The sequence below is a fragment of the Pseudomonas sp. NPDC087358 genome, from assembly GCF_044900785.1.
Taxonomy (GTDB): domain Bacteria; phylum Pseudomonadota; class Gammaproteobacteria; order Pseudomonadales; family Pseudomonadaceae; genus Aquipseudomonas.
The window spans coordinates 1-14,726 of record NZ_JBJDOA010000013.1; the positions used below are offsets into that span (position 1 = coordinate 1).

Consider the following 14,726-nt stretch of genomic DNA (forward strand, 5'->3'; position numbering starts at 1 on the left):
GTCGATCAGCGCACTTACCTGGACAAGATGGTTATTGATCTGGAATCCTACGGTACTCTGGATCCTGAAGAGGCAATCCGTCGCGCTGCAACCATCCTGCAACAGCAGTTGGCTGCGTTCGTCGACCTCAAAGGTGACAGCGAACCCGTTGTAGTCGAACAGGAAGACGAGATCGATCCGATCCTGCTTCGTCCGGTTGACGATTTGGAACTGACCGTGCGTTCGGCCAACTGCCTTAAGGCGGAGAACATTTACTACATCGGCGACCTGATTCAGCGCACCGAAGTAGAACTGTTGAAGACTCCGAACCTGGGCAAGAAATCCTTGACTGAAATCAAGGACGTTCTGGCTTCTCGTGGTCTCTCCCTCGGCATGCGCCTCGACAACTGGCCGCCTGCAAGTCTTAAGAAGGACGACAAGGCGACTGCCTGATCGTCGTAATCACCGAACGTTGTGTTTGGTAAGGAATGAACCATGCGTCATCGTAAAAGTGGACGTCACCTGAGCCGTACCAGCTCTCACCGCAAGGCCATGTTTCAAAACATGGCGGTGTCGCTGTTCGAGCACGAGCTGATCAAAACTACCCTGCCGAAAGCCAAGGAACTGCGTCGCGTTGCCGAGCCGCTGATCACCCTGGCCAAGATCGACAGCGTCGCTAACCGTCGTCTGGCTTTCGACCGTACCCGTTCGAAAGAAATGGTCGGTAAGCTGTTCAACGATCTGGGCAAGCGTTATGCAACCCGCGAGGGTGGCTATCTGCGCATCCTGAAGTGCGGTTTCCGCGCTGGCGACAACGCGCCTATGGCGTATGTCGAGCTGGTTGATCGTCCTGTCGGTGGCTCTGTAGAAGCTGCTGAATAAGACGTCAGTCGTTACGAAGAACCGGGCCTAGTGCCCGGTTTTTTGTTGTTGGGAGTTCACTAAATCAAACGCGTTATCAACTGGGTTGCGTAGTAATTGCGTGAACTCTAAGTGATAAACAGAACTCTCCTCATTTACGGCGATTTTCGACACTTAATGTTAGGTATTCGCTGTTTTTCTTCGCTTTTCTGCCTTTGGTCGGGTGACCTGTCAGCAATGATGGTTCAAACTAACGCCTTTCACGAAGGAGATTTACGGCGATGCAAGGCCACCCGGACGTCATCGATTACCTCAACACGCTGCTGACCGGCGAATTGGCTGCACGCGACCAATATTTCATCCATTCGCGGATGTATGAGGATTGGGGCTTCAGCAAGTTGTATGAGCGCATCAACCATGAGATGGAAGAAGAGGCACAACACGCTGACGCGTTGATGCGCCGGATTCTGATGCTTGAAGGCACCCCGCGCATGCGCCCGGATGACCTTGATGTCGGCACCACCGTCCCTGAAATGCTCGCCAGCGATCTTCGACTGGAATACAAGGTCCGTGCTGCGTTGTGCAAAGGCATTGCCCTTTGCGAACAGCATCGGGACTACGTCAGCCGCGACATCCTGCGGGTGCAGCTGGCCGACACCGAAGAAGACCACACATACTGGCTCGAAAAGCAGATGGGTCTGATCAAATCCATTGGCCTGGAAAACTATCTGCAATCGCAGTTCTGATTTCCAGCTCAATAAAAAGCCCCTGTCGAGACGGTCTCGACAGGGGCTTTTTTGTTTCTGCGGTGTTTCAGCTCATCACGCTCGATCGCGCTCGAGCAGTGGTTTCAAGTAATGGCCGGTGTAGGACTGTTTCATCTCGGCCACTTGCTCGGGCGTGCCCGTCGCGATGATCTGGCCCCCTTTTGAGCCGCCTTCCGGGCCGAGGTCAACCAGCCAGTCGGCTGTCTTGATCACGTCCAGATTGTGCTCGATCACTACCACCGTGTTGCCGTGGTCGCGCAGACGATGCAACACGTCCAGTAACTGCTGGATATCCGCAAAGTGCAGGCCAGTGGTGGGTTCGTCGAGGATATACAGCGTCTTGCCGGTATCACGCTTGGACAGTTCGCGGGATAGCTTGACCCGCTGCGCTTCACCACCCGACAGCGTCGTCGCCGACTGGCCCAGCTTGATATAGGACAGACCGACGTCCATCAGGGTTTGCAGCTTGCGCGCCAACGCTGGTACGGCATCGAAGAAGGTGCGGGCCTCCTCGATCGTCATCTCCAGCACTTCGTGGACGTTCTTGCCCTTGTACTTGATCTCAAGGGTTTCGCGGTTGTAGCGCTTGCTCTTGCAAACGTCGCACGGAACATAGATGTCCGGCAGGAAGTGCATCTCGACCTTGATCAGGCCGTCACCCTGGCAAGCTTCGCAGCGGCCGCCCTTGACGTTGAACGAGAAGCGCCCCGGACCATAACCGCGAGAGCGTGACTCCGGCACACCTGAGAACAGCTCACGGATGGGTGTGAACAGTCCGGTATAAGTCGCCGGATTGGAACGCGGTGTGCGTCCAATCGGGCTCTGGTCGATGTCGACCACTTTGTCCAGATGCTGCAGCCCGTCGATGCTGTCGTGGGTCGCGGCTTCAAGCGTCGTTGCGCCGTTGAGTGCAGTCGCGCTGAGCGGGAACAGGGTGTTGTTGATCAGCGTCGATTTGCCCGAGCCTGAAACACCCGTCACGCAAGTCAGCAGGCCAATCGGTATCTCCAGGTCGACATTGCGCAGGTTGTTGCCGCGCGCGCCCTTGAGCTTGAGTGACAGCTTTTTGTTGCGCGGTGTGCGCTTGGCCGGCACTTCGATCTTCACCCGCCCGGAGAGGTACTTGCCGGTCAGCGAGTCGGGGTGCGACATGACTTCTTCTGGTGTGCCTTCAGCCACGATGTTGCCGCCATGGATGCCGGCCCCCGGACCAATATCAACCACATAGTCCGCCAGTCGGATGGCATCCTCGTCGTGTTCGACCACGATCACGGTGTTGCCGATATCGCGCAGGTGGCGAAGGGTATCCAGCAGCCGGTCATTGTCCCGCTGATGCAGGCCGATGGACGGCTCGTCGAGGATGTACATGACACCCACCAGGCCCGCACCAATCTGACTGGCCAGGCGGATACGCTGGGCTTCGCCGCCGGAGAGGGTGTCAGCGCTGCGATCCAGCGTCAGGTAATCCAGACCGACGTTGACCAGGAACTGCAGACGCTCGCGGATCTCCTTGAGGATCTTGTCGGCAATCTCGCCGCGCCGGCCGGTCAGCTTCAGCCCGCCAAAGTAGTCAGTGGCATCGCCTATCGGCAGGCTGGTCACTGCTGGCAACGTCTTCTCGCCGACCCAGACATGGCGAGCCTCGCGACGAAGGCGGGTGCCTCGGCAGTCCGGGCATGGCTGAGTGCTGAGAAACTTCGCCAGTTCTTCACGTACCGTTGCCGATTCGGTTTCGCGATAGCGTCGCTCAAGGTTCGGCACGATGCCCTCGAACGGGTGCGCGCGTTTGACGATGTCGCCGCGGTCGTTCAGGTAGCGGAAATCGACATTCTGCGAGCCACTGCCGCTGAGCAGGGTTTTCTGCTGGTCGGCTGGCAGCTCCTTGAACGGCACTTCCAGGCTGAACCCGTAATGCTTGGCCAGCGAGCCGAGCATCTGGAAGTAATAGACGTTGCGCCGGTCCCAGCCACGTATGGCGCCTTCGGCGAGCGTCAGTTCGCCGTTGACCAGACGCTTGATGTCGAAAAATTGCTTAACGCCCAGCCCATCGCACGTCGGGCATGCACCCGCTGGGTTGTTGAACGAAAACAGCTTGGGTTCCAGTTCGCTGATGGCGTGACCGCAGATAGGACAGGCAAAGCGCGCCGAGAAAATGATCTCTTCGCCAGGCTCGTCATCCATCGGCGCCACCAGAGCGATGCCATCGGCCAGCTTCAGGGCGGTCTCGAAAGACTCGGCCAGGCGTTGTTGCAGATCAGCACGCACCTTGAAGCGGTCGACGACCACATCAATGGAATGCTTCTTCTGCTTGTCCAGCTTGGGTAGTTCGTCGAGCTCACAGAGCTTGCCGTTGACCCGGGCGCGGACGAAACCTTGCGCCCGCAACTCTTCGAACACGGCCAGATGCTCGCCCTTGCGCTCGCGGACTACCGGTGCCAGCAGCATCAGTTTGCGGCCTTCGGGCTCGGCCATTACCAGATCGACCATCTGACTGACGGTTTGCGCTTCCAGCGGGATGTCGTGGTCCGGGCAGCGCGGCTGGCCGACGCGCGCATATAGAAGGCGCAGGTAGTCGTAGATCTCAGTGATGGTGCCCACGGTGGAGCGTGGGTTATGCGACGTGGATTTTTGCTCAATGGAGATGGCCGGTGACAGGCCTTCAATGGTATCGACGTCAGGCTTTTCCATCATCGACAGGAACTGCCGCGCATAGGCCGACAGGGATTCGACATAGCGCCGCTGCCCCTCGGCATAGAGCGTGTCGAATGCCAGAGACGATTTACCGGAACCGGAAAGGCCGGTAATGACGATCAGTTTGTCGCGTGGCAGGGTCAGGTCGATGTTTTTCAGGTTGTGGGTTCGAGCCCCACGAATCAGGATCTTGTCCAAAGTGGCCTCGCACGGCGGGCGTCAAAACGTAGGAGTATACGGTCAAATACTGGATGGATGCACACTATCGAACTGGATGCTGCAGCGTTGCCCCAGGACACAAGGGCTCGATGCGCGGCAATGCGTCGTATGTGCTCTACAACGATGGGACTGGTAGAATCGCCGCCGGTTCACACGAGGTTTTTCCATGCACGATTCTCATAGCGAACGCATGAGTGGCAGTGAAACCCGCGCCGCGGGCGGTCTGGCGCTGGTGTTCGCGTTCCGTATGCTGGGCATGTTCATGGTTTTGCCGGTATTGGCGACCTATGGCATGGACCTGGCTGGCGCAAGCCCGGCACTCATTGGTCTGGCGATTGGCGCATACGGCCTGACTCAAGCGGTGCTGCAAATTCCGTTCGGCATCATTTCCGATCGCATCGGCCGTCGCCCGGTGATTTATCTGGGGTTGGTGGTATTTGCGCTGGGTAGCGTGCTGGCTGCCCAGTCGACTTCGATCTGGGGCGTGATTGCCGGTCGTGTACTTCAGGGCGCCGGGGCCATCTCGGCAGCGGTGATGGCCTTGCTCTCGGACCTGACGCGCGAGCAGCATCGCACCAAGGCCATGGCCATGATCGGCATGACCATTGGCGTCTCGTTCGCCGTCGCAATGGTGGTCGGACCGATCCTCACCGGCGCATTCGGGCTGTCCGGCCTGTTTCTGGCCACCGGAGCCATGGCGCTGGTCGGCATTGTGATCGTCGCGTTCGTGGTGCCCAAATCCACCGTGACGCTGCAGCACCGTGAGTCGGGTCTCGCCCGTCAGGCGCTGGGGGCCACGCTTCGGCATCCAGACTTGCTGCGCCTGGATTTGGGTATCTTCGCGTTGCACGCCATGCTGATGTCCAGTTTCGTCGCATTGCCGTTGGCGCTGGTGCAAAAAGCCGGCCTGCCCAAGGAGCAGCACTGGTGGGTCTACCTGACCGCGCTGCTGATCTCTTTCTTTGCCATGATCCCCTTCATCATCTACGGCGAGAAGAAGCGTCAGATGAAGCGGATTCTGCTCGGCGCCGTCCTGGTTCTGATGCTCACTGAGCTATTCTTCTGGGAGTTCGGCGACACCCTGCGCGCGCTGGTCATAGGCACTGTGGTGTTCTTCACCGCGTTCAATCTGCTGGAAGCGTCGCTGCCATCGTTGATCAGCAAGGTGTCTCCGGCGGGCGGAAAAGGCACGGCGATGGGGATTTACTCCACCAGCCAGTTCCTCGGATCGGCAGCCGGTGGCATCCTCGGCGGCTGGCTGTTTCAGCACGGCGGACTGGGTGTTGTGTTCCTCGGCGGGGCGGGTCTGGCCGCCATCTGGCTCGCGTTTGCTGTTACCATGCGCGAACCTCCGTACGTAACCAGCCTCCGCTTGCCGTTGTCGCCCGCGGCTCAACGCGACACAGGCCTTGCCGAACGCGTGTTGGCCGTACGTGGAGTAACAGATGCAGTAGTGGTGGCTGACGAAGCCGCCATCTATATCAAATTTGACAAAGAACTGTTGGATCGGGCGTCTTTCGACGAAGTGGTCAATCCAGCGTCGGAAACGTGTGAAGCCTAGGAGAACGTTATGGCCCGTGGGGTTAACAAAGTCATATTGGTCGGCACTTGTGGTGTGGATCCCAAGCCTACCTATATGCCTAACGGTAATGCCGTGATCAACCTGAGTCTGGCGACCAGCGAGCAATGGACCGACAAGCAAACTGGTCAGAAAGTCGAAAAAACCGAATGGCATCGGGTGGTGATGTTCGGCAAGGTTGCGGAAATCGCTGCTGAGTACGTGCGCAAAGGCTCGCAAATCTATATCGAAGGCAAGCTGCAGACCCGCGAATGGGAAAAAGACGGTATCAAGCGTTACACCACCGAAATCGTGGTCGACATGCAGGGCACCATGCAGCTGTTGGGTGGCCGTCCACAAGGTCAGGATGGGGCACCTCAAGGTCAGGATGGCGGGTATCAGAACTCCGCTCCTCGTCCTCAGCAATCGCGCCCACAGTCGGCGCCTCAGGGTGCTCCGCAAGGGCAGCCGCAGCGCGAGTCGCGTCCAGCTCCGCAACAGGCGCCGCAACCGGCTCCCGATTTCGACAGCTTCGATGACGACATCCCGTTCTGATCCCCGATCAAACGCGATACACAAAAGCCCCCGGACAGCTCAGCTGCCGGGGGCTTTGTTTTGCTCAAGCGGTTGTGTGATACAGCCAGGCCCGCTGCTACAGCCCCAGGTCCGACAGGCCCGGATGATCATCAGGACGGCGACCCAGCGGCCAATGGAATTTGCGCTCCGATTCCTTGATCGGCATGTCGTTGATGCAGGCAAAGCGGCGATGCATGAGGCCGTCCTCGGCAAATTCCCAGTTCTCGTTGCCGTAGGAGCGGTACCAGTTGCCCGAATCGTCGTGCCACTCGTAGGCGTAGCGCACCGCAATGCGATTATCGGTGAAGGCCCACAGCTCCTTGATCAACCGGTAGTCCAGTTCCTTCTTCCACTTGCGTGTCAGGAAGTCCCTGGCCTCTGCTCGGTTGGCGGCGAATTCGACGCGGTTACGCCACTGAGTGTCGAGGGTGTAGGCCAGCGAGACCTTCTCCGCGTCTCGGCTGTTCCAGCCATCTTCGGCCAGGCGGATCTTTTCGATGGCCGATTCGCGGGTGAACGGCGGCAATGGCGGGCGCGTTTGTGCATCGGACGACATGAGTAAGCCTCCAGGCAGATTGAGTTCAGCGGTGGATGGAGCGTTCTTGAAGCACAGGCTTCTGCGGCGAGGCCTGTTCGAGCAACATCTGTGCAACCTCCCTTGCGCTGTCGGCAGCACTGTAATCACCCATGACGCGGGCGGTAGTGATGGCGCCTTCCATCAGAATCAGCAGCTGTCGGGCCAATGCTGACGGCTGCTCGATGGGCAACTGCTGGCACAGGCCAAGGGCGTAATCGAACAGCTTCTGTTTGTGCAGCTTGGCAATCAGCCGAATCGGATCGCCTGCATCGCCCACTTCCCCAGCGGTGTTGATGAATGCACAGCCGCGAAAGCCATCGGACTGGAACCAGCCCCTGAGCACGACGAACATATTCAGGATGCGCGCCTGCGGGGAATCGGCCTTGTCCGATTCGGTCCGAAACCACTCCATCCAGCGCACGTCACGGGCGTTGAGCGCGGCGGCAGCCACCTCAGCCTTGGTCGCGAAGTAACGATAGATGCTTTTCCTGGCGACCCCCGAAGTCTTTACCAACAGATCCATGCCGGTGGCGTGGATACCGTTCTGGTAGATCAGTTGTTCGGCGGTCGCGAGAATTTTTTCCCGTGTATCAGTCGTCGGCATATTCATGGAATTGAAGGTAGAACGATCGTTCTCCTTGGTCAAGCGACTTCAACAAAAAATGAGCGTCAGGGCTCGGGGCTTTCACTGCTCGCAGGTGAAGCTTTCCCTTGGGCAGCGAACTTGCGTGAGGAATTTCGATCAGTTTCTGTGGGCTTTGATTTCGCCGTCCCTCATGACTGAAAGGAGTGCCCTGCGTTTTGTCGAACTTCACATCTGTCCTTTTGCTCTGTCTGACGCTCTGCGTCGGCAGCTTCAACGTCCAGGCAGCCGATGCCCCTGCTGCCAGCACCGCTCAGTCGGCCGCGCCGGCAGATCCAGCTCCGGCTGCGGAACCCGCCAAACCGGAAATACTCGTCAAGGGCGGCTTGCTCGGCGTGATCAGTACCAGCATCGACAGCGTGCAGGACAGGCTGGATCTGAACGGTCATCTGCTGGACTCATGGCGTTTGCGAGCCGACCGTGCCGCGGACGAACTCGACACCCTGGTCAACAAGCCTCTGTCACGATCACCCTGGAGCATCGTCGGCGATTTCCTGATGCTCTCGGTGGTGTGGATAGGCAGCTTTGCGCTGCTCAACCGGATCGGTGCGTTTCTCGTTTCGCGGCTGTCGCGCCACCGGTTGCTGGTTGAACGAGAGCGCGTTCAGGGTGTGCTGGGCTACGTGTTGCCCTTCACCCTCGCCGCGCTCATCAGCTTGCCACTGACGCTGTACGTCAGCCATTTCATGTTGCCGTCGATTGGTCGCGCACTGGCGCTATGCCTGGCTTATTCAACCAGTAGCGGTATCTTTTCAACCTCTGTGTTGCTCTCGGTGATTGTGCTGTTCAACTCCGGCCACAAGCGCCCGGCAGTCCGCATCATCCGGGGCTACGCGCCGCACCCGCTGTTCATCATCGGTTTTCTCGCGGCCTTGAGCGATGCGTTGACCAGTCCTCAGATATCCAGGCAGATCGGCGGCAACGTGACCACCAGCGTTGCTGCGTTTACCGGGCTGATGGCCTCGGTGATGTTTTGCATCGTCGTGATCCGGATGCGCAGGCCCGTGGCTCACCTGATCCGCAATCGGCCACTGGGCGCACGCCTGTCCCGACCGGCGCTGCAGCAGACCCTCAAGGTGTTCTCGAGCCTGTGGCACCTGCCGATTCTGTTGATGATCCTGGTCTCGGCAGTGAACCTGATCGGCGCCGGCGAGGACAGTCAGCAAGCGTTGCGTTGCGCCTTGCTGACCACCGTGCTGCTGATCGGCACGGTATTTCTCAGCACCTTGTTCCAGCATATGTTCAAGCCTGCCGAAGCGCGCAGCGGGCGGGTCTACAAAGAGCGTCTGCTGAGCCTTTTGCACGCGGTGCTGCGCATTGCGCTGGCTGTGGGCTTCATCGAACTGCTCGGCAGGATCTGGGGTTTTTCGCTGTTCGAATTCGCCCAGCGCAATGCTCTGGGCAAGGTGATCAGCGATTCGCTGAGCAGCATCGGGCTGATCTTCCTGGTCACCTGGCTGCTGTGGGTGGTGATGGACACGGCCATCCAGGAAGCCTTGAAGCCACCGGTCAACAATCGCTCCTCGCGGCAGCCCAGCACCCGGGTCAAGACCATCCTTCCGCTGCTGCGCAACGCGATCAAGATCATTCTGGTGGTGATCTGCACCATTACCACCATGGCCAATCTGGGGATCAACGTCGCACCGTTGCTGGCGGGTGCCGGGGTGGTCGGCCTGGCGATCGGTTTCGGCTCGCAGCAGTTGGTGCAGGACGTGATCACCGGCCTGTTCATCATCATCGAGGACACCATTTCCATCGGTGACTGGGTGGTGCTCGACTCCGGGCATGCCGGGACGGTGGAAAGCCTGACCATCCGCACGCTGCGCCTGCGCGACGGCAAGGGCTTCGTGCATTCGGTGCCTTTCGGTCAGATCAAGGCAGTGACCAATCAATCCCGGCAGTTCGCCTATGCGTTCTTCTCGTTCCAGTTCACGTACGACTCTGACGTGGATTCGGCGACATCACTGATTCGCGAGGCCGGGCAGGCGATCTCCGATGACTTCCTGCTGGCGAGCAAGCTGCAGGGGCCGCTTGAGGTGTTCGGGCTGGATCGTATGGACATGAACGGGATCGTGATCACCGCGCAGTTCCGCACCTCGTCGGGCGGCCAATACGCAGTCAGTCGCTCATTCAACGACAAGCTCAAGCGTCTTGTGGATAAGTCGACGGACGTACGCTTTGCGCAAACTTATCCACAGCTGGTCATGAGCCCGCGCAACGGGTTGGCGCCGCAGATGGATGAGGAAGATGTCCAGCAGGCGTTGCCGGGCAAGACCACGGTGGTGAACAAGGACGGGTCTGAGAGTCCGGTTTAGTCGGGTCTGGTTATGTTGTTTCTATAGCAGTCCGGCGTGTCGGCGGTAGCGATTTCAACAGTGCCGCCGCCGGCAAGCCGTACTGCTACAGCAATGTGCGCCGGCCAGTTCCCGTGTGCGTGGCTGATGTATCGTTATCGCCAGCAAGCCGGCTCCTACCCCTTGGATTACAGACTACCGAAACAAGCGATCCCGCACCTGCAGCATCATCTGCGCATCCAGTTCACCCCAGTACTGCGGTTTGCCCGCAACGATAGCGGCGATGGGGATCCCGTCGCGATAAACCAGTCGATTGCCGATCACCGCGGGCACCTTCGCGCCGGGCAGTAACGTGCCGGCCAGGTTCAGCGGATCAACGCCTGTGACGCCGATCAGGCTGCCATCGAGCGACCGCTTGCGCACTTCGCGCAGCAGGGGGATGGCCTCGGGCAAGGCGAACTGCTCGCCGGCGAGGCCCGCAACGAAACGGCCGCCGCGAATATCCCCACGGGCCTCCAGACGATGGAACGTGCGCAGCAGTTCGCGCCAGCTCGGCAGCCAGTCCGCTTCGCGTTCCAGCAGCCGCCAGAACACCACGCCGTAGCGACGCAGCAGCGTCATGGCGATGTGTTCCAGCGTATCGCTGTCGAGCCGTTGTGCCGGGCCCGCTTCGCTGACAGGCGCGCGGCGCAACAACGCCCAGCGTCCTGCATCATCCATCCCGCCGATGAACGCCCCACGATTGCGTCGGCTGGTGTGCGCGGCGCGCTTGCTGGCGGGTGTGACCAATGCGCGCAAGCCGGCGAAGCTGTCTGCGTTCACCAGCCCTGCGCCGACCAACTCCTGCAAGGCGTTCTCCAGCTCGGCGCGCAGCAGATGCGCCTCGCCGGTCAGCTCATCGAAGAACATCGCACCGTTGTCCGACAGCACTTCATGGACCTTCTGTGCGCGCAGCGACAGCTCGGTGGGCGCGGGTTGTTCGGTCAAACCGCTCCACAAGCGCACCTGGGTACGCGGCAACAACACAATCGGCGTACTGCGCAGTGCCGCGCTGCCGACCTTGTTACGACTCGTCAGGCGCATCCACACCACCTTGCCGGATCGGCACAGGTCATTCAGCCAACTCTGGGAATAATCCTTCAGGCGCGCCGGAAGAATATCGCTGTCCCAGGCGCCGGCCGCCGCCGAAAAACCCTCGAGCTGATCGACCACTTCTGGCAGCGCCGCCTTGCCCTGGCTCTGCGTCGCGGCGGAAAGGTGCTGCCAGTCGAAGAGAAAACGCATGCAATCCTGCAGCGATACCGGCTCGATCTCGCGGCGCAGGCGCTTGACCGTGTAGCGATGGATACGCGACAGCAAATGCCGCTCGCACCATTGTTCGTCAGTGACCCCGGGGCTGAAACGACCCCGCAGCACGTAACCTTCGTTTTCCAGCTGCGCCAGGGCCTGGGTGATTTCGCTTGGGGGCAATGCCAATGCGTCGGCGATCACCGACAACGGCAGCGGACCGAATCCGCTCAGGCGAGCGCGAACGATTTCGACCCGGGCCTCGTCCTCGTTCCACGCCTCATCGAAACCGGCCAGAGCGGCCAGTGGCGGATGCATTTCGGCAGCGGGGTAGATCGCCTTCAGACAGGTCAGGCGCTCCAGGGGAATCCACAGCGCTTGATCGGGGCTGACTTGCAGGCGGGTGGCGCGACCAGAGCGGGCGAGGCTTTCAAGCCACTTCATCCAGTCGGTGTAGGTTCGCGCCTCGATGCCCGTGACGCAGCCCAGGCTCATCAAGGCTTCATGCATTTCGTCGACATTCTGTGGCTGTGGCCATGCCTCTTCGCCGACCGCAGCGATAGCGTCGGCGTCCAGGGCGCCGAGATCGTCGGCCGACTGTGGGTCACTCCAGCGGCGGTTGAGGACGGCTTGAGTGCGGCGTTCTTCCAGTGGTGCGTCGTCGAGGAAGCTGTAGGGTTTGGCGTTGAGAATTTCAGCCGCCAATGGCGAAGGCGCGGGCAGATCGCGGCTGATCAGGCGCACCTCTGCACGCTCCATGCGCCGCAGCAATGCCAGCCAGCCCTCGGCGTCCATGGCCTCGTGCAGGCAATCGTCCAGGGTCTGCTCGACCAGCGGGTGCTCGGGAACTTCGCGTTCGCCCACCAGGTTCTCCAAGCAGGCGATCTGGTCAGGGAAGACCGTGGCGATGAGGTCTTCGCTCTTGATGCGCTGCAGTTGTGGCGCGACCTTGCGCCCCCCGGCGTACCGCGGCAGGGCCAGTGCGACCCCCGCGTTCCAGCGCCAGCGCACGCCGAACAACGGCGCATCGAGCACGGCCTGAATCAGCAGGTGCTCGGCGCTGTTGGAATTGAGATAACGCCAGACCTCATCCAGCGCAAAGCTGTGGCTGGTGGACAGTGACAGCACGATGGCGTCTTCGCTGGCCGCCGCCTGCAACTCGAAATTGAAGGTACGACAGAAGCGCTTGCGCAGGGCCAAGCCCCAGGCGCGATTGATGCGACTGCCAAACGGCGTGTGGATCACCAGCTGGGTGCCGCCGGACTCATCGAAGAAACGTTCCATCACCAGCGTGTCCTGCGACGGCAACGCGCCAAGAACCGCGTGCGCACGCGCCAGGTACTCGACCAGTTGCTCGGCGCTGGCAGCGTCAAGCCCCAGGGTACCGATCAGCCAGTCGATGCAGGGGCGCAGGTCGCCCGGATGCTCGCTCAGCCGCTTGTCGATATCGCCTTGCAGGCGAGCCACCGCGAATGACAGCTCATCGCTACGCCCTGGTGCTTCGCCCAGCCAGAACGGGATGTTCGGCGGCATCCCTTGCGCATCCTCGACCCGCACCCGCCCCGCTTCGATGCGCAAAATCCGGTAGGAGGTGTTCCCCAACTGGAAGATGTCACCGGCCATGCTTTCCACGGCGAAGTCTTCGTTGACGGTGCCGATGTTCAGCGCCTGCGGTTCGAGGATCACACCGTAGTCGGCGTTGTCGGGGATCGTCCCGCCGCTGGTGACCGCGGTCGGCTTGCTGCCTCGCCGACCCCGCAACGTGCGGGTCACGGCGTCGCGGTGCAGGTAGGCCGCACGCACGCCCTGACGTCCGCTGTAGCCTTCGGCAAGCATGCCCAGCAGCGCCTGATAATGGGCTTCGTCCAGCTCGGCGTAAGGGGACGCTTTGCGGAACAGGTCCAGCAGCGCCTGTTCTTGCCACTCCTGGCAACTGACCTCGGCAATGATCTGCTGCGCCAGTACATCCAGCGGCGCCTTGGGAATCAGCAAGGTGTCGAGTTCACCCCGGCGCACGCAGTCCAGCAGCGCCGCGCATTCGATCAGGTCGTCGCGGGACACGGCAAACAGCCTGCCCTTGGGCGTGCCACCCACTTGGTGGCCGGAGCGTCCGACCCGCTGCAGAAAAGCGGCGATGGAGCGTGGAGAACTGATCTGACAGACCAGATCGACGTCGCCGATATCGATCCCCAGTTCAAGCGAAGCGGTGGCAATCAAAACCTGCAAATCGCCACGCTTGAGCCGTTGCTCGGCGTCCAGCCGTTGCTCCTTGGCCAGGCTGCCGTGGTGGGCAGCCACCGCCTGTTTGCCCAGGCGCTCGCTCAAATGCCGGGCCATGCGCTCGGCCAGGCGCCGGGTGTTGACGAAAATCAGCGTCGTGCGGTGTTCCCGGGCCAGGGTGGCGAGGCGGTCGTACACCAGTTGCCACACGTCGTTGGCCATCACCGCACTCAGCGGCACCGGCGGAACTTCGATCGCCAGATCACGCGGCCGGGCGTGGCCGATGTCGACGATGGCGCAGGGGCGGGTGAGCGGATCGCTGCCGACCAGAAAACGCGAGACTCGCTCGATGGGTTTCTGCGTGGCCGAAAGGCCGATGCGCAACAGGGGGGTGTCGCACAGCGCCTGCAGGCGTTCCAGGCTCAACGCCAGATGACTGCCGCGTTTGCCGGCGGCAATGGCGTGGATTTCATCGACGATCACCGTTTGCGTGCCCGACAGCATCCGCCGCCCGGAATCGGAGCCCAGCAGCACATACAGCGACTCGGGCGTGGTCACCAGAATGTGCGGCGCAGTCTTGCGCATCGCTGTGCGTTCTTTTTGCGCAGTGTCACCGGTGCGCACCGCCGTGCTGATGCGCAGCTCGGGCAGACCCAGCTGCATCAATTGCTCGGTGATCCCGGCCAGCGGGTTCTGCAGGTTGATCTGGATATCGTTGGACAGCGCCTTGAGCGGCGAGACATAGACCACGAACGTCTGATCTGGCAGCTTGCCGCCCGCGTCCAGTCCCTGATGAACCAGGTCATCGATCACCGCCAGGAACGCTGTCAGGGTCTTGCCGGAGCCGGTGGGCGCAGCGATAAGCGTCGACTGACGACGTTTGATCAATGGCCAGGCCTGGGCCTGCGCGGCCGTGACCGCCGGGAAGGTCGCACGAAACCAGGCACTGACGGCGGGATGAAAGGCGTCTAGTACCGGGTCGAGAGTCTGGGGAAGGTTCATGGATGAATTTATGAGGGCGCCCGGCTCTGGATGCAAGCGCCGGTGATCGGGC

At 60.8% G+C, this 14,726-nt stretch carries 10 protein-coding genes; 6 read left to right on the forward strand and 4 right to left on the reverse strand.

The window, feature by feature from the left end; translation table 11 throughout:
- The 3 genes from ACI2KS_RS24265 to bfr all read left to right on the forward strand — a co-directional run.
- The coding region (locus ACI2KS_RS24265) for a DNA-directed RNA polymerase subunit alpha C-terminal domain-containing protein (protein WP_404623554.1) at window positions 1–432 on the forward strand (432 nt) is incomplete at its 5' end.
- 42 nt (window positions 433–474) lie between these two features.
- On the forward strand, window positions 475–861 hold the full coding sequence (gene rplQ / locus ACI2KS_RS24270) for a 50S ribosomal protein L17 (protein WP_074891753.1): 387 nt from the start codon (window positions 475–477) through the stop codon (window positions 859–861).
- Window positions 862–1,121: 260 nt separating this feature from the next.
- On the forward strand, window positions 1,122–1,586 hold the full coding sequence (gene bfr / locus ACI2KS_RS24275) for a bacterioferritin (RefSeq protein ID WP_404623555.1): 465 nt from the start codon (window positions 1,122–1,124) through the stop codon (window positions 1,584–1,586).
- A gap of 75 nt (window positions 1,587–1,661) precedes the next feature.
- On the opposite strand, the gene uvrA is transcribed toward bfr, so the two are convergent.
- Window positions 1,662–4,496 (reverse strand): excinuclease ABC subunit UvrA, encoded by a 2,835-nt coding sequence (gene uvrA, locus ACI2KS_RS24280; RefSeq protein WP_404623556.1) that lies wholly within the window; start codon window positions 4,494–4,496, stop codon window positions 1,662–1,664.
- A 187-nt stretch (window positions 4,497–4,683) separates the two neighbouring features.
- Here uvrA and ACI2KS_RS24285 point away from each other — a divergent pair, with 187 nt between their 5' ends.
- A complete protein-coding gene (locus tag ACI2KS_RS24285) occupies window positions 4,684–6,078 on the forward strand; it encodes an MFS transporter (RefSeq protein ID WP_404623557.1) in 1,395 nt (464 codons plus the stop codon).
- Window positions 6,079–6,087: 9 nt separating this feature from the next.
- Window positions 6,088–6,630, forward strand: coding sequence for a single-stranded DNA-binding protein (locus ACI2KS_RS24290; protein WP_404623558.1), 543 nt, complete (start codon window positions 6,088–6,090; stop codon window positions 6,628–6,630).
- Between the two features lie 97 nt (window positions 6,631–6,727).
- Here ACI2KS_RS24290 and ACI2KS_RS24295 read toward each other — a convergent pair whose 3' ends face one another.
- Window positions 6,728–7,207 (reverse strand): DUF1348 family protein, encoded by a 480-nt coding sequence (locus ACI2KS_RS24295; RefSeq protein ID WP_404623559.1) that lies wholly within the window; start codon window positions 7,205–7,207, stop codon window positions 6,728–6,730.
- A gap of 25 nt (window positions 7,208–7,232) precedes the next feature.
- Window positions 7,233–7,838 carry a TetR/AcrR family transcriptional regulator gene (locus ACI2KS_RS24300; RefSeq protein WP_404623679.1) on the reverse strand — a complete coding sequence of 202 codons (606 nt, stop codon included), beginning with the start codon at window positions 7,836–7,838 and terminating at the stop codon, window positions 7,233–7,235.
- Window positions 7,839–8,053: 215 nt separating this feature from the next.
- On the opposite strand from ACI2KS_RS24300, the gene ACI2KS_RS24305 reads away from it, so the two are divergent.
- On the forward strand, window positions 8,054–10,186 hold the full coding sequence (locus tag ACI2KS_RS24305; protein WP_404623680.1) for a mechanosensitive ion channel family protein: 2,133 nt from the start codon (window positions 8,054–8,056) through the stop codon (window positions 10,184–10,186).
- 174 nt (window positions 10,187–10,360) lie between these two features.
- Here the strand turns inward: ACI2KS_RS24305 and ACI2KS_RS24310 are convergent, their stop codons facing one another.
- Window positions 10,361–14,674 carry a DEAD/DEAH box helicase gene (locus ACI2KS_RS24310; protein WP_404623560.1) on the reverse strand — a complete coding sequence of 1,438 codons (4,314 nt, stop codon included), beginning with the start codon at window positions 14,672–14,674 and terminating at the stop codon, window positions 10,361–10,363.
- Window positions 14,675–14,726: the final 52 nt, after the last annotated feature.